Genomic DNA, 26,205 nt, shown 5'->3' on the forward strand with positions numbered 1-26,205 from the left:
GTCAAGCGGCGAGGCCACAGCCTCGCCGATCACTCAGTTCATCGTGAAATTGAACTTGTAGCTGGCGGAAACACCGATCAGCAGCTGGTTGCGGTCGCCGCGCTCGCGCACGAGGCTGCTGTCGGCGGCCGGGCCGGTGAGCCGGGTATATTCAAGGAAAGTGCTTGTGGTCCAGTTCTGCGAGGCCTTCCAGGTCAGGGCGCCGCCGAAACCGACGGATTTGACCCCGCCACCGGGCTTGTAACCGCTAAGGCCTGAGGCAGCCGATTCGCGCGCATTGACGCCGTAATAGGCGTCGAAATAGTCGCTGCTGGCGAGCGTCATGCGCGGACCGGCCGAGGCGCGCAGCTCCGGAGTGATATCGGTAAAGGCATCGACCGCGGCGTCGGCGACGACGCCGCTATGGGCGCGAATACCCTGCCGGACTTCGACGCGGGCGCGCAGCCAGTCGGTGGGGTAGGCTTCGGCAAAACCGCCAGCCTCCGCTCCCCACTTGACCTTCTTCAATCCCCTCAGCTCGCGGCCATCGCTGCTGTCGCGGCTCGGCACGAATTTGCCGACGATGCCGATGCGAAACGCGTCGCTCTCGATCAGAGCAAAGGAGGGATTGTCGTTGCGCGAGGAAAAGCGTGGGCCTGGGCCTTGCCGACCGATGGAGACCAGCGGCGACCATTGCAGCTTGTTGTGCTTGCCGCCTTCGAACTTCGGCGCGGAGAAACCGGCCGCACCGACGCTTAGATACCAGTCACCCGACCAGAAATGCTGGCCGTCGCCAGCGTAAGCCACGCCTGTGGAGGCGCCAAAAAGGCCGAGGATGAGGAATGGGCGCAACTTTGTAAACAAACTGAAACTCCATGACACGCAATACAAAGGGCCATACCCAGCCCTAGAGTTGGCTCAAATTATGCGGATCGCGTTACCGCTCTCTTAACCACAAGACGCCGAATCCATTGAGGACATCAAATTCAGGTTGCTCCGGCGAATGCCCCGCGGCATGCGCCGATCTGTCGCGCTGATTTAATTCCTGTATAAGCTACTCAATCATGGGTAAGGGAAGAGACTTGCCCGATACCCATGAATTCGCAGCCCCCAATTTCAAGAAGAGAAGCAATGAAGACCATATCCCTGATCTCCCTAGGTCTGATCCTTGGCGCCGGCTTAGCACTTTCCGGCTGCGTCGGCGCACCGATCGGCGGGGCCAAGCAAAGCCAGTTTTCGCGCCAAATCGCGCCGGGTAAAAAGACGAAGATAACGAGCGCATCTCTGGTGAAGCAGGACTGCACCTTTGCAGGGTTCCCCTACACCGGTGTCGTCAAGGCACCTGCGCATGGCAAGATCGACATCGAGCACGGTCCGGTCGCGGCCAAATTTCCGAAAGACAGCCCCGTTTATCTGTGCTCGGGCAAGCCGGTCCAGGGGAACATCATCTACTACACGCCGAACCCCGGTTTTTCCGGCATCGATCAATTCACCATGCGGCTGACGGGATTGAACACCGACGGCACGGTGCAAGACGGCACTTTCACCATCCACGTCGGCAAGTGACGCCTTTACAAGCTGAAAAGACAAGAACGGAGACGCTGGCGGATGCTGCCATGCCGCCGGCGCAATAAGTGATTTAGGCCTCAGACCACCGCTAGAACGTCACCTTCTCCAAAGGTGCGCGTCCCGCCTCGAACTCCTTCAGCTTCGCTTCGCGTTCCGCGATGTAATTGCGGTTGTCGGGCACGGCGAACTGATTCTTGGTAATCTGGAGCTGCATGATGAAGAGTTCATCCCAGCGGAAGCCCATTTCGGAGCCGGCCAGATAGAACTCCCACATGCGGAAGAACTTCTCGTCGTAGAGCGCGACGGCATCGGCCTTGCGCGCCACGAAGCGGTTGCGCCAATGCCGAAGCGTATAGGCATAGTGCATCGGCAGGGTCTCGACATCCCGTGTGAGCAGACCGGCCTTTTCCAGCGGCGGCGTGGTTTCGCCGATGGACGGGATGTAGCCGCCGGGGAAGATGTACTTCTCGATGAAGGCGTTGGTGGCGAAGCTCGGCTTCGGGCGGGCAATGGAGTGCAACAGCATGACGCCGTTGTCATCCAACAGCTCCGAAACCTTGCGGAAGAACTTGCCGTAATCGCCGATGCCGACATGCTCGAACATGCCGACCGAGACGATTCGGTCGAACTTCTTGCCGGTCATATAGCGATAGTCCTGCAGCTCGAAGCGGACGCGATCGGAGAGGCCACGCTTGGCTGCCCGCTCGCGCGATACTTTCAGCTGTTCCTCGCTGAGCGTGATGCCGGTTACGTCGAGGCCGGGATAGGCTTCGGCGAGATACATGGCCATGCCGCCCCAACCGGAGCCGATCTCCAGCACCTTCTGCCCCGGTTCGACCAGCAGCTTGGCAGCGATGTGACGCTTCTTGGCCACCTGCGCTTCATAGAGGCTGATACCAGGCGGATTGAAGTAGGCGCAGGAATATTGCCAGTCCTCATCGAGGAAGAGATCGAACAGCTTTGCCGACAGATCGTAGTGATGCGCAACATTGTACTTGTTGCGGTTGATCGGCGAGCGGCTCTTGATCTGCTGCCAGGCGATGCGGCCGATTAGCAGCGCCGCCATACGGAAATCGAAAACTTCGTTGGTGGTATTCTGCTTCACCAGGGACAGGAACTCGTAGATGTCCCCCTGCTCCAGGATGAAGCGGCCCTCCATATACATTTCGCCGAGCTTGAGCGTCGGATCGCGCGCAATGGCGTCCTCAGCCTGCTGATCGGCACAACGCACGGCAACCGTCTCACCGGTTCCATCGCCGACCATATGCGTCTCGCCGGATGCGAGCGTAAGCCTGAGTGAACCTTTACGGATGATTTTCTGAACGAGAGAAAAAAGTGTGGACGCCATGGACGCCTCGAATGTTATGACATGACATTAAGGCAACTTTAACGCCTCACAGCATTGTGGCAAGCTCACCTTTCCACAGTCGTTGGCACTCCGGCAACAACGCTGCCAGAGTGTGACATTCTTGCACGAAGTTCCGCTAAGTCCTTATTTTCGTTTGAGTGCGTCGGCCAAGGCGGCCCCGAAACTACCCTGTTGCTCGGCCTTCGGACGGGCATTTCCCTTAACGCCAGCGTTGCGTGCGCCACCTTGTTCGCGCGTGTCCCGTCCGGATGGCGCCGCCACAGTGCTGCCATCTTTGCGCATGGAAAGGCCGATTCGCTTGCGTTTGGCGTCGACTTCGACAACCCTGACCTTGACCACATCGCCGGCCTTCACGACCTCGTGCGGATCCTTGACGAAGCGGTCCGCCAGCTGCGAGACATGCACCAAACCGTCCTGATGGACGCCAATATCGACGAAGGCGCCGAAAGCAGCGACATTGGTCACTGTCCCCTCCAGCATCATTCCAGGCTTGAGGTCGCTGATCTCGTTGACGCCTTCCGCGAAGGTTGCGGTCTTGAAGCTCGGGCGCGGATCGCGGCCCGGCTTTTCCAGCTCGGCGATGATGTCGCGCACGGTCGGCAGACCGAACTTGTCGTCGATGAACTGTCGGGGATCGACCGCTTTCAACGTTGCCGTATCGCCCATCAGCGTGCGCAGGTCGCGGCCGCAGGCGGCAACGATCTTTTTGGCGACACCGTAGGCTTCGGGATGCACCGAGGAAGCATCGAGCGGCTCCTTGCCATTCGGGATGCGCAGGAAGCCGGCGCATTGCTCGAAGGTGCGCTGGCCGAGACGGGCGACCTTCAGGAGATCGCGCCGCGTCGCGAACGCGCCTTCGCCATCGCGATGCCTGACGATCGCCTCGGCGATCGACGGCCCGAGGCCGGAAACACGGGCCAGCAACGGCGCGGACGCAGTGTTCAGGTCGACACCGACGGCATTCACCGCATCTTCGACCACCGCATCGAGCGAACGCGACAGCTTCTGCTGGTCGACATCGTGCTGGTACTGGCCAACGCCAATCGACTTCGGCTCGATCTTCACAAGTTCCGCCAGCGGATCCTGCAGGCGGCGGGCGATGGAGACGGCGCCGCGCAGAGAAACGTCGAGGCCGGGGAATTCCAAAGCCGCCGTTTCCGAAGCGGAATAGACCGAGGCGCCGGCTTCGGAGACGATGACCTTCGTCGGCTTCGGTGCCGGCAGTTCGGCGAGCATATCCGCCACCAGCTTTTCGGTTTCGCGGCTGCCCGTGCCGTTGCCGATCGCGATCAGCTCGACCTTGTGCTTACGGATGAGTGCCGCCAGCGTCGCCTGCGTGCCGCGCACATCGTTCTTCGGCGGGAAGGGATAGACCGTGGTGGTTTCCAGGAGCTTGCCGGTGCCATCAACCACGGCAACCTTGACGCCGGTGCGGATGCCCGGGTCGAGGCCCATGGTGGCGCGCGAACCGGCGGGTGCGGCGAGCAGCAGATCCTTTAGATTGCGGGCGAAGACATGGATCGCTTCTTCCTCGGCACGCTCGCGCAGTTCGCGCATCAAATCGAGCGACAACGACATCGAAAGCTTCACACGCCAGGTCCAGCTCGCGACCTCCGTCAGCCAGCGGTCACCCGGCCGGCTTGCGCCGATATCATAGGCCGCAGTGACCATGCGCTCGACCGGCTTGTTTGGCGAGACGGCATCGGTATCGACTTCGATATTCAGCGTCAGCACTTCTTCGTTCCAGCCGCGCAGCATAGCGAGCGCGCGATGGCCGGGAGCCGTCGCCCAGCGTTCCTGGTGCTCGAAATAGTCCGAGAACTTGGCGCCGGCCTCCTGCTTGCCGTCGACGACGGCGGCCTTCAGCGTGGCACTGGTCTTCATGTAATTGCGCAGCTTGCCGAGCAGATCGGCGTTTTCGGCAATACCTTCGGCGATGATATCGCGCGCGCCTTCCAGCGCCGTCTTCACGTCAGCAACATCGGCCGTGATGAAGCCTTCGGCAAGCACGGCGGGCTCCTTCGAACGATCGGCGAGGATGGTATCGGCCAAGGGTCCGAGGCCACGCTCCCTGGCGATCTCGGCACGCGTGCGGCGCTTCGGCTTGTACGGCAGATAGAGGTCTTCCAGCTCGGACTTGGTGGCAACGGTCGCGACCTTGGCCATCAGCTCATCGGTCATCTTGCCCTGGCCGGTGATGGATTCGATGATCGCGGCGCGGCGCGATTCCAGCTCGCGCAGATAGACCAGACGCTCCGACAGCGTGCGAAGCTGCGTATCGTCGAGGCCGCCGGTGACTTCTTTGCGGTAGCGGGCGATGAACGGCACGGTCGCGCCTTCGTCCAAGAGCTCGATGGCGGCCTTGGCCTGATCCGGGCGGGAGTTGATCTCGGCGGCAATGGTAGCGGCAAGGGAACGGATATCGGCGGACATGTGTCTCTCTGAACTGGACAATCGTAAAGGGGACCATAAGCACGATCCCATGGACATAAGAAGCGGTTTTCGACGCGGATCATGTCGATCCGGCAGATGAGAGGCGACCTCGCGTCCAAACCGCATTCCGCTTTAGCGATAGAAAAAGGCGTTGCAATGTTGCCAGGCAAACCTCCACAGGATTTGACGCTTGACCTTTGGCCCAACCCCGCTTAACCGCGCAAAGGGACGCAACGAAAGGGCAAGCCATGAGAGTTCTGTTGATCGGATCGGGCGGACGCGAACACGCACTGGCCTGGAAACTGGCGCAATCGCCTCTCATGACGGAATTCTATGCGGCGCCCGGCAATCCCGGCATTGCCGAGCATGCGGCGCTTGCGGCGATCGATATCGACAACCATGACGCCGTCGTCGCTTTCTGCAAGGAGAAGGCCATCGATTTCGTCGTGGTCGGCCCGGAAGCGCCGCTCGTCGCCGGTATTGCCGACAGGCTGCGCGCCGCCGGCATCGCCGTCTTCGGTCCTTCCGCCGCGGCCGCCCAACTCGAGGGGTCCAAGGGCTTTACCAAGGATATCTGCGCCCGCTACGATATTCCAACCGGCGCCTACCAGCGCTTCAACAATGCGCCGAAGGCGAAAGCCTATATCCGCGCTCAGGGCGCGCCGATCGTCGTCAAGGCGGATGGTCTTGCAGCCGGCAAGGGCGTCACCGTCGCGATGACGGTCGACGAGGCGCTGGCCGCAATCGACGATTGCTTCGAAGGCGCATTCGGCGAGGCCGGCGCGGAGGTGGTAATCGAAGCCTATCTCGACGGCGAAGAGGCAAGCTTCTTCTGCCTTAGCGATGGCAAGCATGCGCTGGCGTTGGCAACAGCGCAGGATCACAAGCGCGTCGGCGACGGCGATACCGGCCCGAATACCGGCGGCATGGGCGCTTATTCCCCTGCTCCCGTCATGACCCCAGACATGGTCGAGCGCACGATGAAGGAGATCATCGAGCCGACGATGCGCGGCATGGCGGAAAGCGGCCATGCCTTCAGCGGCGTGTTCTTTGCCGGACTGATGATTACCGCCAAAGGCCCCGAGCTCATCGAATACAATGTCCGCTTCGGCGATCCCGAATGCCAAGTGCTGATGATGCGGCTGAAGAGTGATCTGCTGCCGCTGCTCCTTGCCTGCGCCAACGGCACGCTGGATCAGGTGACGGCCGAATGGAGCGACGATCCCGCGCTGACCGTCGTCATGGCCTCGAAAGGCTATCCGGGCGCCTACGCCAAGAACACGCCGATCACGGCGCTGCCGGCCGGCGGCGAAGGCGAAAAAGTGTTCCATGCCGGCACAGGCCTGAAGGAGGGTGCGCTGGTTGCGAACGGCGGACGCGTGTTGAACATCACGGCAACCGGCAAGTCGGTGGGCGAAGCAAAGGAACGAGCTTACGCCCTGGCAGGCAAGGTAAAGTGGGATAACGGCTTCTATCGCAATGATATCGGCTGGCGTGCGGTGGAGCGCGAAAAGTAAACATCACTGCGGCTCTACAATCGCAAGTCCATTAAATTTTTACCTAATCTCCTGACGGGATGGAAATAAAGCTACACTAATGTCTTCGTCACTATAGGCGGAGTTCCTGGTTATGCGTTCCTTCTTTCTGACCTTGGCATGCGTACTGGCCGGCGGCTCCGCCATGGCCTCGTCGATCCAGCCGATCGACGGCACGATGATCGGCGGCAGGGGCAGCATTGTCGACAAGAGCTGCGCCGACTGCCCTCCCCTCAAGCCGCCGGTTACGGAAAAGGAATATACCGTACCCACACTGAAGGCAGGCACTCAATCGATCGTCGTGCGCAACGTTGACGGCGAGAAGAAAGTATTGCGTACCGAGGCATGGATGGGCGGCTCACCCGTGGTGTTCGTGAGCAAACCGACGCCGGAGGCTCTTGCCGCGGCGGGTGAACCAGCCGACGGCATCGACATGGCGGCGAAGACGGCAGCCCTGCCGGATGGCGCGGCAGCACATCAGCCAACTCCCCTCGACCTCTCGGGCTTTCAACTTCGCCAGTAATCGGCATCCATCATGCTTTCCCTCTACTTGCTTCGGGGGATCATGAAGGCTTCAGCACGCCTCTATATATCAATAATATTCGAAAATTCTAAATATTTATCGGTATAACTCCATATAAACTCAAGTTATTCGTGAGTTTAAATAAATATTATTTATAATCGCAAAGCATATCCCCGGTTACATATCTAGCACATATGCAACCAACCCACTAAAATTAAAGATTTTTTAGACATAAGCGGTGATTTTATTGCTCACCGGACAGCAGCATGTCATTCGAGCGGCGGCAAGCGTATTGAGGATCTCTCAGGCGATCGCACAGGCGGTAGGATACCGCACCGGTATTCATTTACCTGTGGGGGATACCATGAAGAATCTCAAGATTGCGCATCAATTATTTGCCCTGCTCGGCGTCCTGATGGCTGCCTTTGCGGTGGCGACCTATTTCCAGATACGGTCCCAGGCCGATTCCATTTACGACGACCGCTTCGACATGCTGCGCACGCAGGTCGAATCCGGCATCTCCGTTTTAAACCAATATTATCAGCGCGAAAAATCCGGCGAGATGACGCATGAGGCCGCCCAGGCCGAGGCCTTCAAGGTCTTGTCGCATGTAAGCTTCACGCCATCAGGCTATTTCTTCGGCTTCGACTACAACGTCATCCAGCGCATTCACCCGAGCCCGGTCAACATCGGCAAGGACATGTCGGGCCAAGTCGACAAGAACGGCACCCATTTCAGCAAGGAAATGGTGGAAAAGGCCATCAAGGGTGGCGGCCGCACCATCTATTACTGGAACAAGCCCGGTCACCCCGACAGCGACTTCTTCCTGAAGGGCAGCTATTCGGCCGCCTTCGCACCCTGGCAGCTCGTTCTGGGATGCGGTGTCTACATGGATGACCTGCAGGAGCAGATCAATGCCACCATGTGGCGCGCCCTGCTGATCTGCGGCATCGTCTTTCTGGTCGGTATCGGTGCCGCCTTCTACTTCATCCGCGGCATCACGAAGCCGCTCAGCGATGTTCATGCCGCCTTGAAGGCCGTGGCCGACGAAGACGTGAAGACCGCCATCCCTCATACCGAGATGCACAACGAAATCGGCCTGATGGCCAAGGCGACCCAGGCGCTGCAGGAAAAGATCCGCGAACGCCACGCCCTTTCGGATCGCCAGGCAGCACAGGAACTCGAAATCAGCAATGAGCGTGAGCAGAACCTGCGCCAGCAGCAGGACGAGGCGCGCGAACAGGCCCGCGTCGTCTCCGTCATCGGCAAATCGCTTGAGGATCTCGCCAGCGGCGACCTCACGGTGCGTTGCGGCGATCTCGGCGCCAGTTATGCCGGCCTTCGCAACAACTTCAACGAGGCACTGTCGCATCTCGAAGCCGCTATGGGTCGCGTCAATGCCAAGGGCAACGACATCGGCCTCAGCAAGGAAGAGATCCGTCGCGCCTCCAACGAACTATCGCAGCGCACCGAGCGCCAGGCCGCAAGCCTGGAAGAAACCTCGGCTGCACTCGACGAGCTCACCGTCGCCGTTCGCCAGACGGCGGAAGGTGCCGACGAAGCCAGCAAGCGCGTTCATGCCGTCAGCGCCGAAGCATCGCGCAGCGATGCGGTGGTTGCCCAGGCAATCGAAGCGATGAGCGGCATTGAGAAGTCCTCGTCGGAGATCGGCAAGATCATCGGCGTCATCGACGAGATCGCCTTCCAGACCAACCTCCTGGCGCTCAATGCCGGCGTCGAAGCAGCGCGAGCCGGCGAATCCGGCAAGGGCTTTGCCGTCGTCGCCCAGGAAGTGCGCGAACTGGCTCAGCGTTCCGCGGCAGCCGCCAAGGAGATCAAGGACCAGATCGCCCGCTCCTCCGGCCAGGTCGACCAAGGCGTCCGCCTCGTCGGCGAGGCAGGCGAAGCGCTGAAGCGCATCTCCGACCAGATCAAGGCCGCCAACGAAATCGTCTCGAAGATCGCCCACAGCGCCTCCGAGCAGGATACGACGCTGCGCTCGATCTCGTCCTCGATGAACCAGCTCGACGCCGCCACGCAGCAGAACGCCGCCATGGCCGAAGAGACCACCGCATCGGCCGAGACGCTCGCCGCCGATACGGAAGATCTTCTCGCGCTGATCCGCGGCTTCCGCGTCAACGACGGCCATCCAGCGGTGGATCACCGTCGTCGCGCCGCCTGAGCGACATAGGATAGAAACAGGAAACCGCCGGGCTCGCGTCCGGCGGTTTCCTTTTGAGCTGCAATTGCCTGCTTCAGTCTGCCGATTTCAGACGCTCGACCAGCCTGTCGATCTCGCGGTCGGAGTAAACCTCGATACCCGCCTGCTTGAGCAGCGCCGCTGTGACGCCTCGGCCATTCTGCCGGCGGCCGGAAAATGAGCCATCATAGATGAAGCCGGAGCCGCAGGACGGGCTACCGTCGATCAGGAGCGCATAGCGACAGCCGGTCTCCCTTGCCAGCGCCAGCGCGTTTTCCGCCGCCTGACGAAATTCCGCCGTAACGTCGCCGCCGGTGATCTCCATCACCCTTGCGGTGCCGGCAAGCACGTCCTCTCCGGTGGCATCGCCAGCAATCTCGGCCGGCGGCCTGGGAACAACCATGCCCGCAGACATTTCCGGACAGATCGTCACCAACCGCCCCTCCTCGCGCCAGCGGTCGATCGCCGGATGGACAAGCGGCTTGGAACGGCCGTCGTAGCGGACGGCATGGCCCATGAGGCAGGCGCTGACGAGGATCTTTCCGGTCATCGCGCCCCCATGCGTTATCCCGCGATCTTCGAGAAGTCGGCGACGGTGCCGGTTGCTTCGCGAATCATGCGCAGCAGCGCCAGACGATTGGCGCGGATGGCGGCGTCTTCGTCGTTGACGAGCACATCCTCGAAGAAGCGGTCGACGGGCGCGCGCAGCTTGGAAAGGGCTGCCATGGCCGAGCGGAAATCTTCCTTGGCGATCGCATCGGAGGCCTCGGCAGAGGCGGCCTTGACGGCGGCAAAGAGATCCTTTTCCGCATCGAGCTTGAGAAGAGCTTCCGAAACGCTGTCGGCGACAACCGTGCCCTTCTTCTCCTCGGCTGCCAGAAGCTGCGTGGCGCGCTTGGTGCCGGCGAGCAGGTTCTTACCGTCCTCTGACGTGATGAAGGCGGTCAGCGCTTCGACGCGGCGGGCGATCATGAGGAGATCATCGGTCTCCGGCGTCAGCACGGCGTCGATCAGGTCATGGCGGGCGCCGAGATCGCGCAGATAGACCTTGAGACGATCGTGGAAGAAGGCGAGCAGATCGGCATCCCTCGTGGTCGCAAGCAGCGGCAGGCGCACGCCGCGCTCCAGGAGAATGCGGACGACGCCAAGCGCGGCACGGCGCAGCGCATAAGGATCCTTCGAGCCTGTCGGCTTTTCGTCGATCGCCCAGAAGCCGACGAGCGTGTCCAGCTTGTCGGCGAGCGCGACCGTGATCGCAACCTTGTCCTCGGGAACGCGGTCGGAAGGACCCTGCGGCTTGTAGTGATCTTCGATCGCGGTTGCGACGGAGGCGTTCTCGCCCTGCAACGATGCGTATTTGCGGCCCATCACGCCCTGCAGCTCTGGGAATTCGCCAACGGCTTCGGTGCGTAGGTCGGCCTTCGCGAGCACGACGGCACGGTCGACCAAAGCGGCATCGGCGCCAGTGATCTTGGCGAGGTCGGCGGCAAGCGCCCGGATGCGGGCGACACGCTCGCCCTGGCTGCCGAGCTTGGCATGGAAGGTGACGTTCAACGCGTCGAGCTTGGCCATGCGCTGATCGAGCGGCTTCTTCAGATCGAGGCCAAACTTTTTGGCGGAGGTTTCCAGCGTTTCGAGATCGGGCAGATCGCCCTGGTCGCGCTTCCAGAAGTGCAGCGCGTCGGACAGGCGGGCGCGCACGACCTTGCCGTTGCCGTGGATGATTTCCTTGCCGCCATCCGTCGCCTGGATATTGGCGACGAGAATGAAGCGGTTGGACAAGGCACCCTCCCCTTGAGGGGGAGGGTCGGCACGCAGTGCCGGGGTGGGGTGATTTTGTTGAGACGTGAGATCACCCCCACCCGCAGCTTCGCTACGACCTCCCCCCTCAAGGGGGAGGTGCGAGCCTTGCGGGCGCGTGACGAAACACTTCTGATTGGTCTTGATGGTCAGGCGGATGATTTCCGACGGGATCGACAGATAGTCTTCCTCGAAGGAGCCCATCAGCACTTGCGGCCACTCGACGAGTCCGGAGACTTCCTCCAGCAGGCCTTCGTCCTCGACCAGTTCCAGGCCGTTGGCGAAAGCGACATCGCGGGCATCGTGCAGAATGATGTCCTTGCGGCGCTCCGCGTCCAGAACGACATAGGCCTTTTCCAGGCTCGAGGCATAGTCCTCGAAGCGCTTGACCGTGATGGCTTCGGGCGCATGGAAGCGATGACCGTAGGTCACGTTCGAGGCGACGATGCCGTCGATCTCGAAGGGGATCACGACGGTCTCTTCATGCTCGGTGCCGAAGGTGCAGACGATCGACTGCAGGGGGCGCACCCAGCGCAGCGAGCCGGGCTTCACCGATGCCTTGCCCCAGCGCATGGATTTCGCCCAGGGGAAGTTTCTTATGATATCGGGCATGACCGCAGCGACAATTTCCTCCGCGGCGCGGCCGGGCTTGGAAATGATCGCAACATAGAAATCACCCTTCTTGGGGTCGCTTTGCACCTGCGCCTCGGAAATGGAGAAGAGGCCAGCGCCACGCAGGAAGCCTTCGATCGCCTTCTCGTTGGCATCGGTGCGCGGACCCTTGCGCTCCTCGCGCACATCGGCCGAGCGCGCCGTCAGGCCGCGAATGTCGAGCGTGAGGCGCCGCGGCGTCCAATATTCCCTGGCACCCTCATAGGAAAGACCCGCTTCGACCAGGGCATCGGTCACCAGCTTCTTCAGGTCGCCGGCAGCCTTGCGCTGCATACGGGCGGGAATTTCCTCGGAGCGGAGTTCGAGAAGGAGATCGGGCATGTCAAGGTTCCTCACCCTCCCCTTGAGAGAGAGGGTCGGCACGGCGTGCCGGAGTGGGGTGAAAACGGTCGGCCTCTGCTAGCAAAATTTGCCGCTGCTGCACAATGGCAAATATCGTATCCAGAACAGCCTCGATCTCATCCATGACCTCGGCATTCCAGAATCGAACAACTTGATAGCCTTCGCTCTCAAGAAAGGCCGTACGCTCGGCATCGTAACGCCTTGCCGCATCCTCGGCGTGCTGGCTGCCGTCAAGCTCGATGATCAAGCCAATCTGATGACAGGCGAAATCCGCGAAATAGCGCCCGATCGGGACCTGCCGGCGAAAATGCGTGCCCTTGATCGGAATGCGCCACAGATGCTTCCAAAGCTTGGCTTCCGCATCGGTCGCATCGGCGCGCAGACGCCGGCTGTTGGCGATTTTAAAGCGGTCGAGCTTGGAGGGCTTCTTGGGCACAAGGATCTCCGTGTTGCCGAAACAGCGAAATCAATAAACCGCGATATATACCCTCCCCTTGAGGGGGAGGGTCGGCCAAAGGCCGGGGTGGGGTGACCGCCGCAACCTCCGCAGCCAGACAACAGTCACCCCCACCCGCCGCTCCGCGGCGACCTCCCCCCTCAAGGGGGAGGTGTTTGACTACCAGCCGCCGCCGCCTCCACCGCCTCCGCCGCCACCGGAAAACCCGCCGCCACCTCCGCCTCCGCCGCCGAAAGCCGATGACGAACTGGAGACCGGGGCGGGAATGGTCGAGGCGATGGTGGATGCCATGGACGAAGAGAAATCGCCGATAGTTCCACCGATATTGCCGGGGTTGAAGTTGCCGGAATACCAGAGCGGCGCGTAGGCGGCGGCTACGGTCGCGCCAGCTGCGGTAGCGAGCCAATTCTCGAAAGCGTTCGACCACGGCTTTTCCACGCCGAGAGCGACAGCATAGGGCAACAGCTTCTCGAAATGCTGCGGCGACATCTGCGGCGCGCCCTGCATGTTCATCCGGTCGCGTTCGGCGAGCGTCAGATATTGCCTGAGGCCGGCGATGCCATCCATCATCTTGCGCCCGAGCGGCGTCGGGGCGCCCATGATGAAAAAGAAGACGACGTTGAGCGCGAAAATGCCGACGATACCAGCCACCAGCGGCAACAGACCCGCCTCCCATAGCGGCACGACCGCGGCGGCAAAGCCGTTGACGACGGCGGATACCAGGATGAAGCCGAAGAATGCACAGATCAGAACGGAAATAATGCGCTGGCCGAGACCGGCATTATGGCGCCGGAACCTCCGGCCGATGATGCTGGTAAAGATCGTCACGAAGATCGACAGGAAGCCGGGCATGAGGATCAGCGGCACCACATTTTCATGCAGGCGACCGAAGATGATGATGGAAGCCAGGATCAGGATGGACAACGCGATGCCGCCGATGACGTAAAGCGAATTGGCCTTGTAATATTCGCCGCGATGGTCGCGCTCGATCGCGCTGCGGAACTTCGCACCCAGCCGCTGCACCGCCTCGCCGTTTTCCTTGTCGATGACGAGCGGAGAGAATGGTCCGACGGCTTGCATGAGCACCTTGTCGCCGCCACCGAGATCGCTTCCCGCCTTGCCCGAGGGGCGGATGACCACTTTTCCCTTCAGGTCATCCAGAATGACATAGCCGCGCACAGCAAGATCGATCGCCGTTGCGGAGAATGCTGTCCAGCTGGAACTGGCGAAGCCCTTGTTGTCGATATAGTTGACCAGCGCGGGCGAAATGCCTTCGGGCGGATCCCAGCGCGGGACCATGACGCCCGCCGGAGGATCGCGGCCGACGGCGATCCAGCTGCGCATGTAATAGGCAAACAGCAGGATCAGCCCGCCGATGGCAATGATCGTATCGAGATGATCCCGGAGGAACCAGCCCCATTGCTGGCTGCCACTCGGCGGTGTGATTGCGCCCTTCGCGAGCTTGATGGCGATCGTCAGGCCCTCGCCCGGTGCGAGCGACCTGGTTGTGACGAAGATTGCGGTATTGCCCTGCGCGATAGCGCTCGCATTCTTGCCGGTGGCGCCGAGCGGCCCGGTGAAGAAGGCAAGCTGCTGCGGCTGCACGCCATCCGGCAGCGTGACCGTCGCCTTGGCACTGACGATCGGGAACAGCCAACCATTGCCCGTCACGTTCCAATAGAGCTCGTCGTGATCGCCAAAATAGCGCATCTGGCGATTGGTGTCGTAGGTGAGACGGAAGGTATGCAGGCCAGGACTGAGGCTTCTGTCGGCGTTGCCGATATAGATGCGCTCGCCGCCCTTGATGCGCTCGCTGTGCCAATCCTCCGGCTGCCCGTCGCGCTCGACGGACACGACCTTGAAATCCACCTCGATCTCGCGACCGCTGGCATCGGTCATCGTCAGCGGGAAATCCCGGAAGATGCCGCGGCGGATGTTTTGGCCCTCTGCATTGACGGAGATCGTCTCGACGACCCGCATGGAGCCGTCACGATTGAGGTCGATCGCCTGATCGAAGCTGGTGATGAGCTCGGCCGCCGTGACAGCCGTTGCGCAAAGCAGCAGGCACAGAGCCAGGAAGAACCCGCAAAGCCGTGTCATCACTCCCCCAAAGGATAACCGCGGCGCCGATGCCGGCGCCGCTTCACGTCAGGAATAGTTCCGCGCTCAGCCTTCCTCGCGATGGCGGAGCGTCAGTCTTCGTAGGTGACGCCAAGCGAAGCCAGCACGTTCCAGTAGGACGGGAAGGTCTTGGCGACGCAATCGGGGTCGAGAATGGTGATGCCGCCGATCTTGAGGCCGGCAAGGGCAAAGCTCATGGCGATGCGGTGATCGGCGAAGCTGTCGATCTCCGCCGGCAGCACCTTGCCGGCGAGGCTCGGGTCAGATGCGACGATCAGGTCGTCGCCCTCTTCGGTGCCGAGGTTCGGAACGATGCGCGATAGGCCGCTCGACAGGGCGCGGATACGGTCGCATTCCTTGACGCGCAGGTTCTCGATGCCAACGAACCGAACAGGCGTCTCGTTGAAGGCGGCAAGGACGGCGAGCGTTGGGATGGCGTCCTGCATCTGCGAACCGTCGATGACGGCGGGTAGGTGCGGGAACTGCGAAATCAGGTCATAGGCTTTCGCATCCGGCTGCGAGAACTGTTCCGCCGGCGTGCCGAGATCGATCTTGCCACCGCTCAGCACTTCGGCTGCCCAGAGATAGGTCGCGGCGGAGGCATCCGGCTCGATCAGGAAATCGGCCGCATGATAGCCTGTCGGCTCCACCCGCCAGGCAACCGGGCTCACGCGCTCCACTTTTGCGCCGAACGCGCGCATGGCTGCAACCGTCAGATCGATGTAGCCGAGAGCGCCGATATGCTCGCCGAGCAATTCGATATCGACAGCGCGGTCGCCGCCTGCCGCCGTCATCAGTAGCGCCGAAACATATTGGCTCGACAGGCCGCCATCGATCTGTATGCGGCTTGCCTCGAAGCGACCGGTGCCGTTGATCGTCACAGGCGGGCAGCCGGTTTCGGTGGAAGCATCGATGCCGAGCGAACGGAGCGCATCGACCAGGGGGCCGATCGGCCGCTTGCGCATATGCGCGTCGCCATCGACAATGACCTTGCCGTCGACGAGTGCAGCAGCAGCCGTCAGGAAGCGCGTCGCCGTGCCGGCATTGCCGAGAAAAAGCGGAGCTGCCGGCGCCTGCAGCTTGCCGCTGCCGGTCACGATGAACGTGGTGTCGTCTGGCTCGTCGATGACAACGCCCATGGCGCGCAGCGCTTCGGCCATATAACGGGTGTCGTCGCTCTTCAGCGCGCCGGTCAGCCGGCTCGTGCCCTTGGCAAGGCCTGCGAGCAGCAGCGCGCGGTTGGTGATCGACTTCGATCCCGGCGGCATGGCGCGTCCAGTCAAAGGTTTGCCGGGCGGGATAATCGTAAGTTTGGCTCTACCCATCATCATTCTCTTTGGTCAGTCAGGAAGGCGGCCGATGGCCTGCGGTCGGCATCCTTTACCGCCTCGTATGAAAAACCGATAGCGTAAATCTCAGAACTTTACCGTCGGAACGGCACGATCCGCTTCGTTGGTGATCTCAAAATAGGCCTTCTTGGCAAAGCCGAAAGGACCGGCGATGAGGTTATTCGGGAAGCTCTCGACCTTGACGTTCAGATCGCGCGCAGCGCCATTGTAATAGCGACGGGACATCTGAATTTCACCTTCCACGCCTTCCAGCGAGCGCTGCAATTCGAGGAAGTTGCTATTGGCCTTGAGATCGGGATAGGCTTCGGCAAGCGCGATCACGCGGCCCAGCGCCTGCGACAACAAGCCCTCCACCTGGCCGCGGGCCGCGACGTCCCCCGCCGGCACCGCCTGCGCCTTGTTGCGCAGCTCCACAACCTCTTCCAAGGTCTGGCGCTCATGGCCGGCATAGCCTTTGACCGTTTCGACCAGATTGGGAATGAGATCGGCGCGGCGCTTCAACTGCACGTCGATGCCGGACCACGCCTCTTCCGCGACTTGTCGCGCGCGAACAAGCCCGTTGTAGATGAAGACGACATAGAGTGCGGCCAGCACTATGATCGCTAGAAGAATAAACATCTCGAATCCCCTGGGCGACTGCAACCGCAAGGACACTAGGCAGATTTGCCGGCAATGTCACCCGGCTTTAGCGATGACGGCAGCCCAAGACTGCACCGATGCAGCCCAATCCCGGAGATCGCCGCTCAAAGTTGCCCGGAAAATATATGGCACAAGCTGTGATCCACGGAGGAGCGCATACGTAGTGCGCTCCGGGACATTTCCGCCTCAAGCGGCCTGCTGGTTCCAGTTGATGCCGCCGGCATCGGTCAGCAGGAAAGCCTCGCCGCAGGCCTTGGCCAGCGTGCGCACGCGCAGGATGTAGCTCTGGCGCTCCGTCACCGAGATGACGCCGCGGGCATCGAGCAGGTTGAAGACGTGGCTCGCCTTGATGCACTGGTCGTAGGCCGGGAAGACGCACTTGTGCAGGCGCTGGTTTTCGCTGTCGCCGGGCGCGCCGGCTGCCAGCAATGCCTGGCACTCCTTCTCGGCATCGATGAAATGGCGATGCAGCATCTCGGTATTGGCATATTCGAAATTATGCCGGGAATATTCCTGCTCGGCCTGGAGGAAGACGTCGCCATAGGTGATCTTGTCTTCGCCTTCGAGGCCGTTGAAATTCAAGTCATAGACGCTATCGACGCCCTGTACGTAGGTGGCAAGGCGCTCGAGACCATAGGTCAGCTCGCCGGCAACAGGCGCGCATTCGATGCCGCAGACCTGTTGGAAATAGGTGAACTGCGAGACTTCCATGCCGTCGCACCAGCATTCCCAGCCGAGACCCCATGCGCCGAGCGTCGGGCTTTCCCAATCGTCCTCGACGAAGCGGATGTCATGCAGAAGCGGATCGAGGCCGATCGCCTGCAGCGAGCCGAGATAGAGTTCCTGCAGGTTCGGCGGATTGGGCTTCAGGATGACCTGATACTGATAATAGTGCTGCAGGCGGTTCGGGTTCTCGCCATAGCGTCCATCTGACGGGCGGCGGGACGGTTGGACATAGGCAGCCCGCCAAGGCTTCGGACCCAGCGAACGCAATGTGGTCGCCGGATGGAATGTGCCGGCGCCGACTTCCATGTCGTAAGGCTGCAGAACCGCGCAACCCTTGTCGGCCCAGTAATTGTGCAGCGTCAGGATCAGCGCCTGAAAGGAGCGCTTCGGGTTCATGTGGTCGGGCACGTTGGCAGTCATGGGAACTGATTTCTTCCGCTAGCGAATGGATTGGCGGACAGGTGCCACGGCGAGGCGAATGGGTCAAGTTTTTACTCTGCCGAGTTTGAGCGCATCGCCCGTACGCAAGCCCACAGTCTTTAGACGAATGGATTGATAATCATCAATTGCTTCTCAACCACCAAGCCGTTGTGCAAATCTTCCGAATAAAACCGCTCGCAACCCGCCTCAATCGCCGCGGCAACCATCGTCGCATCATAGAAAGAAAGCTGGTAGCGTTGAGCAAGGCGCAGTCCCGTCAACGTGATCTTCTCATTTACCGGAACTATGATTGCGGCGACTGCCACTATAGCCTCGATTGCCTCATGGATGTCCTCCCATGGCATTCTCAACTTCTTGCGCCCGACATTGGCGAACTCGTTCAGCGCTTGCGCGCTGATAGCGAATGGCTGCGCCAGCAGCGATTGTGCCTTTTCGGCCTGTTCTTCCGCCGTAAGAGCATAGAGAAGAACATTCGTGTCGAGAAAATCCAAAACAGGCGGCATCAGCGGGAATTTGCGTCTTCGCGGTCAAACTTCCAATCTTCAGGGAGTTTGAGCTTGAACGATCTGATCTTTTCCAAGGCTTTCTGTCGCCTGTCGTCGCGCTCGATCTCGAAGGCGTTTCCAGTGCCGACACGCACGACGATATCGTCGCCCTCCTTCAGATCGAGCGCATCCACAACCGCAGAAGGAATGCGGATGGCTAAACTGTTCCCCCACTTTGCAACCTGCATGAAACGCTCCAATGATATACACTAGATAAAGTATATCAAAAACCCGCGAACGCAGCAATTCGACCTATTCGTCCTCGCGTTTCACATGATACTCGCCGGTTTTCGGATCCTTGACCAAGGTTCCCATCGCACCGGTGCGGCGTTCCGTTTCGGCACGGCGAGACTTTTCGGCGAGCTTCTGGGCATCGCGCACGAAGCGTCGATAAAGCAACCAGATGCCGCCGACAGCGATGATGAAGAAGATGGTCTGGGGCATTACCCAGCGCTCCCGATTACAATCCGTACCGGCTCCACAATGCCCTTTCCTCTGCCGCCTCCGCAAGCCCGGATGCAAGCCCAGCGCCGAGACCGTCCATGCCGCCAAGCGAAATGCCCGGAGCCTTGCGGCCGAAAAGGCTGCGCGGTGCAGTAATCAACATCGGCTTGACCTTATCGCCGAAGCGCTTCCTCAATTCCTGACGCATGTCGCCGAGGCCATCGATCAAACCAAGCTCCAGCCCGCGACTGCCGGTCCAGAAGAGGCCAGAGAACACTGTTTCATCCGCCGAGAGCTTTCCTGTGCGACGCTCGAGCACCATGTCGATGAAGACCTTGTGGATCTCGAGCTGCAGGCTCTTCAAGTATTCGATGTCCTTTTCCTTCTCCGGTTTGAAGGGATCGAGGATCACCTTGTTGTCGCCGGCGGTATAGACTCGGCGCTCGACGCCGATCTTCTTCAACAGTTCCGGGAAACCGAAGCCGCCCGAGACGACTCCAATGGAACCGACAATAGACGTGGCGTCGGCGATGATCTCATCGCCTGCCAGTGCGATCATATAGCCACCGGATGCTGCGACATCCTCGACGAAGACCAGGACCTTCTTGTTTTTCTCGACGGCCAAATCACGAATACGATTGTAGATCATCCGCGATTGCACCGGAGAGCCACCCGGCGAATTGACGATAATGGCGACAGCAGGCGCCGTCTTCATGCCGAAGGCTTTTTCAAGCGCCTGGGATGAGCCTGCAAGGTTCAGCGATTGCCGCAAGGGACCACCACCGGACGAGATGACGCCGCTCAAACGGACGACGGGGACGATCACCTCCTCCTTGCGGAAGCGCTTCGGAAGCATGCGTCTCAAGAACCCAACCATTCGTCATCCCTGAATCATGATGTTTGCTGCCCCGTGATGTATGCACGGAAACGGCAAACGCAACATTGCGGGCAGTATTTCGCGAAGAGATTCATCGAAGCGATGCGCTATCGGCGCTGATAAGCGGCGCGGCCATTGTTCAGATCGTCGACGAAATCGGAGAATTTATGCGTTCCCTCGCCGTGCATGATGAGCGGCGCACGCAGCGCCAGCCTCGCCCTTGATCCCTTTATTCCCGTCACCAGAATGCGCACCGCACTCTCGCCTTCACGCGGATGGATCGGCGTGATCTCGATACCGCCGAAACGCCGGCCACAGGCGGCGATGATCTCGCCGACGGATTCGGGTCGGGCTATGAGCGACAGCTGACCGCCGGGGATCATGATCGCGCCTGCCGTGCGGATCCATTTCTCGAACAGTCCGTCCGTCATGGCATGCGCCTCCGCCTTCAAGGCATCGGGCGTCAGCCGGTCGCTGGCATCGTTGAAGGGCGGGTTCATGATGACGTGGTGGAAGCTGTCGTCGATAAGGCCTGCCTCGTTGCGATCCTTGCCGGTCAGCGTCACATCGGCGTCGATAACGGAGACGCGGTTAGCAAACCGCGCATTTTCCGGCAACACAAGGCTCTTGCGCGCGAACTCGGCCATGTCGAACGAGCGCTCGAACAGCACGACTACCGCGCGGTCGAGCCTCGACGCCACGGCCATTCCGGCTGCTCCCGCGCCTGCGCCGAGATCCGCCACCCGGATCGCGCGCTCATCTGCGACGAGTGCCGCCAGCAGCATGGCATCCATGCCGGAGCGGTGCCCCCTGCCCTTCGGCTGCACGACATGGAAGGCGCCGCGGTGGAAGGCATCGACGGTTTCGGAGGGTTTGCCGGTCATGGGCAACCTCAGCCGCGTGCCGGGCGCAACTCGTCGCCGAGACCGGCATCGACGAGGATCCGCCGTGCCTGATCGGCGCGCTCTTCCTCGACCAGAAACCGGCGCGGCAACATGCCGAGCGAGCCTTCCAGAATGCTCATCGCCTGATCCGCGACAAAGCAATGAATCCCCGCATCCTTCATCAGGCTCTCGGCAAAAGAGAGAAGGACGGGATCATTTGTGCGGATCAGTTCGTGCATAAGCCCTAGAATTCCTGTCAAATTTACGCGACGAGACAATTCGCCTCTTGCCGCCTCTTTCGCCCCTTCTTATTGTGCTTTGCAGAAAATGAACAGGAGTCCGGATCGTTGGGCGTCGTGATACCGCTGGAAGAAAGCAAGAATAAACTGGCATCCATCAAGCCACTGGTGGATCTGACCAAGGCGGACATGGAACGCGTCAATCAGCTCATCCTGTCCAAGGCCGGTTCCGATGTGCAGATGATCCCCGAGGTTGCGGAGCATCTCATCTCGTCTGGCGGCAAGCGTTTGCGGCCGATGCTGACCATCGCGTCTGCCGCGCTCTACGGCTATCAGGGCGACAATCACATCAAGCTCGCGACCTCGGTCGAATTCCTGCATACGGCCACGCTGCTGCATGACGACGTGGTCGATGAAAGCGATCTGCGTCGCGGCAAGTCTACGGCCCGCATGATCTGGGGCAACCAGGCGAGCGTGCTGGTTGGCGACTTCCTGCTCGGCCAGGCATTCCGCATGATGGTGGAAGTCGGTTCGCTCGAAGCGCTCGACGTGCTCTCCTCGGCCGCCTGCGTCATCGCCGAAGGCGAAGTGCTGCAGCTTTCGGTCTCCAAGAACATGGAAACGACCGAGGACGATTATCTCTCGGTCATCCGCGCCAAAACGGCGGCGCTTTTCGCCGCTGCGGCCGAAGTCGGCCCGATCGTCGCCAATGCCGGCAAGGCGGAGCGCAATGCGCTGAAATCCTACGGCACCAATCTCGGCCTTGCCTTCCAGCTTGTCGACGATGCTCTCGACTACGGCGGCAAGGCTGCCGATCTCGGCAAGAATGTCGGCGACGATTTCCGCGAGGGCAAGATCACGCTTCCGGTAATCCTCGCCTATCGCCGTGGCACCGAAAAGGAACGCGCCTTCTGGCGTGACGCCATCGAAACCGGCAATAACAGCGACGAAAATCTCGAAAAGGCTCTTGGCCTGATCACGAAATATGGCGCGCTGGCCGACACAATTGCCCGTGCCGTGCACTACGGCACCATCGCGCGCGACGCTCTGGCGCCCCTGCCGGAAACGCCCTGGAAATCGGCACTTCTCGAAGTGATCGATTTCTGCATCGAACGCGTTAATTGATGGCGGCGGCCTGAATTTGTTGCAGGGCCGCTTCAAAAAAGCCATCCTGTTGTGAATCAGTTGACACGAATGCGTTGTGCCGCCGGCGACCTCGCCGGCCATTCCCTTGATGAGAGGCTTTCTAATGCGGCAGAGACTTGCCATCCGTTTCCTTTCGGGCGTAGCCTTGGCGGCAATCCTTTTGATGTCCGCCCTGACTGGCGCGCGCGCAGAGGATAAGCCGGCAGCGCCGGAGGCCAGTGCTCCGGTCACTTCTTTCGATCCGGATAGCGTCGATACTTTCGCAGGCGCTTTCCTGGCCGCCCGTACTGCCGATGTCGATCACGACTACGACACTGCCGTCGCGCTCTACAAAAAGGCGCTGATGATCGACCCGAGCAATCCGGAGATACGCCAGCGGCTGATGATCTCGCTGCTGCTGAACGGCAATCTGGAAGAAGGCGTCAAATACGCCAACGAGCTGAAGAGCGATCCTTCCGTCGAGCGCGTCACCACGATCGTGCGTGGCATGGATGCCATCCGCCGCCACGAATACCGCACAGCACAGGAAATCCTCAAATATAACGGTCCGAACGATCTGGACCGTATGATGACCAACCTGCTCGCCGCCTGGGCACGCGCCGGTTCCGGCCGCGGCAAGGAAGCGATCTCGATGATCGACAAGATGAAGGGACCGGACTGGTTCAACATCTTCAAGAACTATCATGCCGGCGCTATTGCCCTGACGATGGGTGACCTGAAGTCGGCGCGTTCGCATCTCAACGATGCCATCCTCGACAAGACGGGCGGCGCGACGGCTCCGGATACGTTCATGCGCGCCGTCATGGCACTCGCACGCCTCGAAGCCAAGGCCGGCGACAAGCAGAAGGCTCTCGATGCGATTTCCGTCGGCGACAATCTCGTCAGCAATTATGCGCCACTGAATGCGCTGCGCGACAGCATCAGCAAGGGCGATACGCCGGACCAGCAGGTGACCAATGCCAGCGAAGGTGCCGCCGCCGTGCTCTTCACCATCGGCGCCGCACTGAACCGTGACGGCGCCGAGGATGTCGTGTCGCTTTACCTGCAGATCGCCAACTCCCTCGACCCGAAAGCAGCCGATACGCTCGTTCTTCTCGGCGGGCTGGCTGAGAAGCAGGAACAGACCGACCGCGCCATTTCCTTCTACAAGAAAGTGCCTGATAACTCGCCGATGGCCCGCATTTCCGAGCTGCAGCTCGGTCTTGCGCTCGCGCAGTCCGGTAAGGTCGACGACGCGCGCAAGCATCTGAAGGCGCTGATCGATTCCGATCCCAACGATGTCCGTAGCTATCTCGCCTATGGCAGCGTCCTTTCGGATGCCAAGGACTTCCAGGCCATGGCCGACAATTACGACAAGGCCGTGCAGATCATTGGTCCCGTGCCGAAGCGCAGCGACTGGGCGGTATTCTTCCAGCGCGGGATTGCCTATGAGCGGCTGAAGAAATGGCCGGATGCCGAGCCGAACTTCAAGAAGGCCCTCGAACTGAACCCGGATCAACCGCAAGTACTGAACTATCTCGGCTATTCCTGGGTCGATATGAACATGAACCTCGACCAGGGCCTGGACATGATCAAGAAGGCCGTCGATCTGAGACCGGATGATGGCTACATCGTCGATTCCCTCGGCTGGGCCTATTTCCGCCTCAACCGTTTCGACGATGCAGTCAACGAGCTGGAGCGGGCAGCGCAGCTCAAGGCTGGCGATCCGACGATCAACGACCATCTGGGTGACGCCTACTGGCGCGTCAACCGCAAGCTCGAAGCCGTCTATCAGTGGAATCGTGCGCTCGCCTCCAAACCGGAAGAGGCCGATATTCCGAAGATCAAGGAGAAGGTCGAGAAGGGCTTGCCGCCGCTCGACAACGATCCGAAGACCGTCGACAAGAGCAAGCAGCCCGACCCAGCACCGGCACCCTCGCCCGATACGAACGCTCCGGCGCCGGTCGACAAGAAGTCCTAAGTTTCCATGGGCACGATCTTGGCAGCGGGCGCTTTCGACCTCACGGAAGAAGCGCCCGCAAAGATCAATCTCGCATTGCATGTCACGGGTCGCCGCTCCGATGGCTATCACCTGCTCGACATGCTTGTCAGTTTCGCCCGCCACGGCGATCGGCTCGGCTTTCGTGCCGGCGAGCAAGATGAATTCAGCCTTTCCGGGCGCTTCGGACCGCTGCTGTCCGCCGATGCCGAGGCTGGCGACAATCTCGTGCTCAAGGCGCGCGATCTCTTGCGGCAGGCAGCCAGCTCGGCCGGCTTCGATGCACCCGCTGCCCATATCCATCTGGAAAAGAACCTGCCGATCGCATCGGGAATCGGTGGCGGCTCGGCGGACGCGGCTGCGACATTGCGTGGGCTGATGCGGCTGTGGCACCTTAAGCTGCCGGAGGACATGCTCAAGACGATCGCCCTGAAACTCGGCGCCGATGTGCCGATGTGCCTTGCGAGCCAGCCGCTGGTGGCGCGCGGGATCGGAGAAGCGATAGACTTGCTGCCGTCCTTTCCTTCCTTTCCGATGGTTCTCGGCAACCCGCTTGTCGGCGTCTCCACAGCGGATGTGTTTCGCCGTCTCTCCCGCAAGGACAATCCACCATTGCTGTTTCCATCGCAGATGCCGCAGGGATACGGCGAATGGATCGACACGATCAGGAACCTGCGCAACGATCTCGAACCGCCGGCGCGCTCGATCTGCGGGGAGATTGCGATACTTTCCAGCCTGATCGAAAGTAAGTCTCCGATCATGACGCGCATGTCCGGTTCCGGCGCAACATGCTTCGGCATCTTCGCGGATATCGAACAGGCAACGGAAGCGGCCGCTTCGCTTCACAGACAGAAGCCGGACTGGTATTTCCAGGTGACGGAGACGATCGCGGGAGAGGCATGATGGCAGGCTCAGTCAACGAAAGATCCTTCATTCCCGTCGGCATCGCGGTGCTGACCGTTTCCGATACCCGCACGCTCGCCGACGACAAATCGGGCGATACGCTGGTTGCCCGCATTGCGGACGCCGGACATAGGCTTGCCGCCCGCGCCATCGTTCCCGACGACAAGGAGCGCATCCGCGCGCAGGTGGAAGCCTGGACGAAGGACGATACGGTCGATGTGGTAATTACCACCGGCGGCACCGGCTTTACCGGCCGCGATGTGACGCCCGAGGCGCTCGAACCTCTGTTCGAAAAGCGGATGGACGGCTTTTCCGAGGTCTTCCATCGTATCTCCTATGACAAAATCGGCACGGCGACCATTCAGTCGCGGGCGACCGGCGGTGTGGCCAACGCCACCTTCATCTTCGTGCTGCCGGGTTCGCCTGGCGCCTGCAAGGATGCCTGGGACGGCATCTTGAAGGCGCAGCTCGACTACCGCCACATGCCCTGCAATTTCGTTGAAATCATGCCGCGCCTCGACGAGCATCTGAAGCGCGGCGCAAGCTCCAAGTAGGTCCTAAGCGCCTGTAGGGCATTATGCGACTGCTACGCCTTCTGCCCCGGCAAAACAGGAATTGATTCCCATTTGTCGCCACTGAGAATGATGCAGCTGCGGCCGGAAGCGTCGCTCATCAACAGTGTCCAATTGCCGCTCTCGGCCGCATAGATCTCCATGACCGTATTGGAATCGAGCTTGCCGACAGCGGAAAGCTTTTCCGAAAGATGATCGCCGAGAAAGGCGACGATATCGACGCGCTGGGCGCAGGCGAGCGTTACCTGGGAGGCGGCGACGCCAGGATAGAGGATCGATGTTGCCACGAGGGCCGTTGCCGTGAGGCGGGTGAGCATCGTGCGTTTCATGACGCACCTCCTTTCGCCGGTATCCCGGCGGACAAGGAGTGCTCCGCTAACCTGTTCCGCCGCGTATCGGCATCTTCATGGTCGGCCCGACGCGACACGCGAGAGGTGCCGCCATGAGAGAATTATCGCAGCT

General features: G+C 60.8%; 25 protein-coding genes. 8 read left to right on the plus strand and 17 right to left on the minus strand.

All coding sequences use genetic code 11. From position 1 onward, the window contains the following. Window positions 1–33 precede the first annotated feature (33 nt). Window positions 34–843, minus strand: a complete 810-nt coding sequence (locus tag GA0061100_RS25260; RefSeq protein WP_075855585.1) for a MipA/OmpV family protein — start codon at window positions 841–843, stop codon at window positions 34–36. A gap of 267 nt (window positions 844–1,110) precedes the next feature. On the opposite strand from GA0061100_RS25260, the gene GA0061100_RS25265 reads away from it, so the two are divergent. Further along, on the plus strand, window positions 1,111–1,545 hold the full coding sequence (locus GA0061100_RS25265; RefSeq protein ID WP_075855586.1) for a hypothetical protein: 435 nt from the start codon (window positions 1,111–1,113) through the stop codon (window positions 1,543–1,545). Window positions 1,546–1,636: 91 nt separating this feature from the next. On the opposite strand, the gene GA0061100_RS25270 is transcribed toward GA0061100_RS25265, so the two are convergent. Beyond that, window positions 1,637–2,896: a cyclopropane fatty acid synthase gene (locus GA0061100_RS25270; RefSeq protein WP_075855587.1), complete on the minus strand. Its 1,260-nt coding sequence runs from the start codon at window positions 2,894–2,896 to the stop codon at window positions 1,637–1,639. A gap of 144 nt (window positions 2,897–3,040) precedes the next feature. Next, window positions 3,041–5,350: a Tex family protein gene (locus GA0061100_RS25275; protein ID WP_075855588.1), complete on the minus strand. Its 2,310-nt coding sequence runs from the start codon at window positions 5,348–5,350 to the stop codon at window positions 3,041–3,043. A 248-nt stretch (window positions 5,351–5,598) separates the two neighbouring features. On the opposite strand from GA0061100_RS25275, the gene purD reads away from it, so the two are divergent. The 3 genes from purD (at window position 5,599) to GA0061100_RS25290 (ending at window position 9,590) form a co-directional block, all read left to right on the plus strand. Next, window positions 5,599–6,867, plus strand: coding sequence for a phosphoribosylamine--glycine ligase (gene purD / locus GA0061100_RS25280; protein WP_075855589.1), 1,269 nt, complete (start codon window positions 5,599–5,601; stop codon window positions 6,865–6,867). Between the two features lie 112 nt (window positions 6,868–6,979). Further along, window positions 6,980–7,408, plus strand: a complete 429-nt coding sequence (locus GA0061100_RS25285) for a plant virulence effector HPE1-like domain-containing protein (protein ID WP_075855590.1) — start codon at window positions 6,980–6,982, stop codon at window positions 7,406–7,408. A 364-nt stretch (window positions 7,409–7,772) separates the two neighbouring features. Then, a complete protein-coding gene (locus GA0061100_RS25290) occupies window positions 7,773–9,590 on the plus strand; it encodes a methyl-accepting chemotaxis protein (protein ID WP_075855591.1) in 1,818 nt (605 codons plus the stop codon). 73 nt (window positions 9,591–9,663) lie between these two features. Here the strand turns inward: GA0061100_RS25290 and GA0061100_RS25295 are convergent, their stop codons facing one another. The 13 genes from GA0061100_RS25295 to GA0061100_RS25355 all read right to left on the minus strand — a co-directional run bounded on the left by GA0061100_RS25295 (window position 9,664) and on the right by GA0061100_RS25355 (window position 21,144). Continuing rightward, window positions 9,664–10,158, minus strand: a complete 495-nt coding sequence (locus GA0061100_RS25295; protein WP_075855592.1) for a 2-thiouracil desulfurase family protein — start codon at window positions 10,156–10,158, stop codon at window positions 9,664–9,666. Between the two features lie 14 nt (window positions 10,159–10,172). Then, on the minus strand, window positions 10,173–12,401 hold the full coding sequence (gene glyS, locus GA0061100_RS25300) for a glycine--tRNA ligase subunit beta (RefSeq protein ID WP_075855593.1): 2,229 nt from the start codon (window positions 12,399–12,401) through the stop codon (window positions 10,173–10,175). Window position 12,402: 1 nt separating this feature from the next. Continuing rightward, complete coding sequence (locus GA0061100_RS25305; protein ID WP_244557944.1) at window positions 12,403–12,858, minus strand: endonuclease domain-containing protein; 456 nt, start codon at window positions 12,856–12,858, stop codon at window positions 12,403–12,405. A gap of 180 nt (window positions 12,859–13,038) precedes the next feature. Continuing rightward, window positions 13,039–14,982: a DUF2207 domain-containing protein gene (locus GA0061100_RS25310; RefSeq protein WP_425298710.1), complete on the minus strand. Its 1,944-nt coding sequence runs from the start codon at window positions 14,980–14,982 to the stop codon at window positions 13,039–13,041. A gap of 89 nt (window positions 14,983–15,071) precedes the next feature. Continuing rightward, a complete protein-coding gene (locus GA0061100_RS25315) occupies window positions 15,072–16,328 on the minus strand; it encodes a 3-phosphoshikimate 1-carboxyvinyltransferase (protein WP_208621581.1) in 1,257 nt (418 codons plus the stop codon). An 87-nt stretch (window positions 16,329–16,415) separates the two neighbouring features. After that, a complete protein-coding gene (locus GA0061100_RS25320) occupies window positions 16,416–16,967 on the minus strand; it encodes a LemA family protein (RefSeq protein ID WP_075855596.1) in 552 nt (183 codons plus the stop codon). 207 nt (window positions 16,968–17,174) lie between these two features. Beyond that, window positions 17,175–18,134: a glycine--tRNA ligase subunit alpha gene (locus GA0061100_RS25325; RefSeq protein WP_075855597.1), complete on the minus strand. Its 960-nt coding sequence runs from the start codon at window positions 18,132–18,134 to the stop codon at window positions 17,175–17,177. Window positions 18,135–18,253: 119 nt separating this feature from the next. Next, complete coding sequence (locus GA0061100_RS25330; protein ID WP_075855598.1) at window positions 18,254–18,658, minus strand: PIN domain-containing protein; 405 nt, start codon at window positions 18,656–18,658, stop codon at window positions 18,254–18,256. Then, window positions 18,658–18,888: an AbrB/MazE/SpoVT family DNA-binding domain-containing protein gene (locus GA0061100_RS25335; protein WP_075855599.1), complete on the minus strand. Its 231-nt coding sequence runs from the start codon at window positions 18,886–18,888 to the stop codon at window positions 18,658–18,660. The genes GA0061100_RS25330 and GA0061100_RS25335 overlap by 1 nt, the downstream gene beginning before the upstream one ends. A 64-nt stretch (window positions 18,889–18,952) precedes the next feature. Then, window positions 18,953–19,144: a hypothetical protein gene (locus GA0061100_RS25340; RefSeq protein WP_075855600.1), complete on the minus strand. Its 192-nt coding sequence runs from the start codon at window positions 19,142–19,144 to the stop codon at window positions 18,953–18,955. Between the two features lie 16 nt (window positions 19,145–19,160). Next, window positions 19,161–20,021 (minus strand): S49 family peptidase, encoded by an 861-nt coding sequence (locus GA0061100_RS25345; RefSeq protein ID WP_075855601.1) that lies wholly within the window; start codon window positions 20,019–20,021, stop codon window positions 19,161–19,163. A gap of 107 nt (window positions 20,022–20,128) precedes the next feature. Continuing rightward, window positions 20,129–20,905, minus strand: a complete 777-nt coding sequence (locus tag GA0061100_RS25350) for a tRNA1(Val) (adenine(37)-N6)-methyltransferase (protein ID WP_075855602.1) — start codon at window positions 20,903–20,905, stop codon at window positions 20,129–20,131. Between the two features lie 8 nt (window positions 20,906–20,913). Then, window positions 20,914–21,144 carry a putative signal transducing protein gene (locus GA0061100_RS25355; protein WP_075855603.1) on the minus strand — a complete coding sequence of 77 codons (231 nt, stop codon included), beginning with the start codon at window positions 21,142–21,144 and terminating at the stop codon, window positions 20,914–20,916. Between the two features lie 108 nt (window positions 21,145–21,252). Here GA0061100_RS25355 and GA0061100_RS25360 point away from each other — a divergent pair, with 108 nt between their 5' ends. The 4 genes from GA0061100_RS25360 to moaB all read left to right on the plus strand — a co-directional run bounded on the left by GA0061100_RS25360 (window position 21,253) and on the right by moaB (window position 25,725). After that, window positions 21,253–22,269 carry a polyprenyl synthetase family protein gene (locus tag GA0061100_RS25360; RefSeq protein WP_075855604.1) on the plus strand — a complete coding sequence of 339 codons (1,017 nt, stop codon included), beginning with the start codon at window positions 21,253–21,255 and terminating at the stop codon, window positions 22,267–22,269. Window positions 22,270–22,393: 124 nt separating this feature from the next. Next, on the plus strand, window positions 22,394–24,250 hold the full coding sequence (locus GA0061100_RS25365) for a tetratricopeptide repeat protein (RefSeq protein ID WP_075855605.1): 1,857 nt from the start codon (window positions 22,394–22,396) through the stop codon (window positions 24,248–24,250). A 6-nt stretch (window positions 24,251–24,256) separates the two neighbouring features. After that, entirely contained in the window at window positions 24,257–25,171 is a 915-nt protein-coding gene (locus GA0061100_RS25370) for a 4-(cytidine 5'-diphospho)-2-C-methyl-D-erythritol kinase (RefSeq protein ID WP_075855606.1), read from the plus strand. Next, entirely contained in the window at window positions 25,171–25,725 is a 555-nt protein-coding gene (moaB, locus tag GA0061100_RS25375) for a molybdenum cofactor biosynthesis protein B (RefSeq protein WP_075855607.1), read from the plus strand. The genes GA0061100_RS25370 and moaB overlap by 1 nt, the downstream gene beginning before the upstream one ends. A gap of 32 nt (window positions 25,726–25,757) precedes the next feature. On the opposite strand, the gene GA0061100_RS25380 is transcribed toward moaB, so the two are convergent. Continuing rightward, window positions 25,758–26,072 (minus strand): hypothetical protein, encoded by a 315-nt coding sequence (locus tag GA0061100_RS25380; RefSeq protein WP_075855608.1) that lies wholly within the window; start codon window positions 26,070–26,072, stop codon window positions 25,758–25,760. Window positions 26,073–26,205 lie beyond the last annotated feature (133 nt).

This window comes from Martinezella hainanensis, from assembly GCF_900094555.1.
Taxonomy (GTDB): domain Bacteria; phylum Pseudomonadota; class Alphaproteobacteria; order Rhizobiales; family Rhizobiaceae; genus Rhizobium; species Rhizobium hainanense.

What these genes read in the sequence shown, in the direction of transcription:
- GA0061100_RS25265 (WP_075855586.1), top strand. Translation starts at nt 1,111, where the DNA reads ATGAAGACCATATCCCTGATCTCCCTAGGTCTGATCCTTGGCGCCGGC.
- GA0061100_RS25270 (WP_075855587.1), bottom strand. Translation starts at nt 2,896, where the DNA reads ATGGCGTCCACACTTTTTTCTCTCGTTCAGAAAATCATCCGTAAAGGT.
- GA0061100_RS25275 (WP_075855588.1), bottom strand. Translation starts at nt 5,350, where the DNA reads ATGTCCGCCGATATCCGTTCCCTTGCCGCTACCATTGCCGCCGAGATC.
- purD (WP_075855589.1), top strand. Translation starts at nt 5,599, where the DNA reads ATGAGAGTTCTGTTGATCGGATCGGGCGGACGCGAACACGCACTGGCC.
- GA0061100_RS25285 (WP_075855590.1), top strand. Translation starts at nt 6,980, where the DNA reads ATGCGTTCCTTCTTTCTGACCTTGGCATGCGTACTGGCCGGCGGCTCC.
- GA0061100_RS25290 (WP_075855591.1), top strand. Translation starts at nt 7,773, where the DNA reads ATGAAGAATCTCAAGATTGCGCATCAATTATTTGCCCTGCTCGGCGTC.
- GA0061100_RS25295 (WP_075855592.1), bottom strand. Translation starts at nt 10,158, where the DNA reads ATGACCGGAAAGATCCTCGTCAGCGCCTGCCTCATGGGCCATGCCGTC.
- glyS (WP_075855593.1), bottom strand. Translation starts at nt 12,401, where the DNA reads ATGCCCGATCTCCTTCTCGAACTCCGCTCCGAGGAAATTCCCGCCCGT.
- GA0061100_RS25315 (WP_208621581.1), bottom strand. Translation starts at nt 16,328, where the DNA reads ATGATGGGTAGAGCCAAACTTACGATTATCCCGCCCGGCAAACCTTTG.
- GA0061100_RS25320 (WP_075855596.1), bottom strand. Translation starts at nt 16,967, where the DNA reads ATGTTTATTCTTCTAGCGATCATAGTGCTGGCCGCACTCTATGTCGTC.
- GA0061100_RS25325 (WP_075855597.1), bottom strand. Translation starts at nt 18,134, where the DNA reads ATGACTGCCAACGTGCCCGACCACATGAACCCGAAGCGCTCCTTTCAG.
- GA0061100_RS25330 (WP_075855598.1), bottom strand. Translation starts at nt 18,658, where the DNA reads ATGCCGCCTGTTTTGGATTTTCTCGACACGAATGTTCTTCTCTATGCT.
- GA0061100_RS25335 (WP_075855599.1), bottom strand. Translation starts at nt 18,888, where the DNA reads ATGCAGGTTGCAAAGTGGGGGAACAGTTTAGCCATCCGCATTCCTTCT.
- GA0061100_RS25340 (WP_075855600.1), bottom strand. Translation starts at nt 19,144, where the DNA reads ATGCCCCAGACCATCTTCTTCATCATCGCTGTCGGCGGCATCTGGTTG.
- GA0061100_RS25345 (WP_075855601.1), bottom strand. Translation starts at nt 20,021, where the DNA reads ATGGTTGGGTTCTTGAGACGCATGCTTCCGAAGCGCTTCCGCAAGGAG.
- GA0061100_RS25350 (WP_075855602.1), bottom strand. Translation starts at nt 20,905, where the DNA reads ATGACCGGCAAACCCTCCGAAACCGTCGATGCCTTCCACCGCGGCGCC.
- GA0061100_RS25355 (WP_075855603.1), bottom strand. Translation starts at nt 21,144, where the DNA reads ATGCACGAACTGATCCGCACAAATGATCCCGTCCTTCTCTCTTTTGCC.
- GA0061100_RS25365 (WP_075855605.1), top strand. Translation starts at nt 22,394, where the DNA reads ATGCGGCAGAGACTTGCCATCCGTTTCCTTTCGGGCGTAGCCTTGGCG.
- GA0061100_RS25370 (WP_075855606.1), top strand. Translation starts at nt 24,257, where the DNA reads ATGGGCACGATCTTGGCAGCGGGCGCTTTCGACCTCACGGAAGAAGCG.
- moaB (WP_075855607.1), top strand. Translation starts at nt 25,171, where the DNA reads ATGGCAGGCTCAGTCAACGAAAGATCCTTCATTCCCGTCGGCATCGCG.
- GA0061100_RS25380 (WP_075855608.1), bottom strand. Translation starts at nt 26,072, where the DNA reads ATGAAACGCACGATGCTCACCCGCCTCACGGCAACGGCCCTCGTGGCA.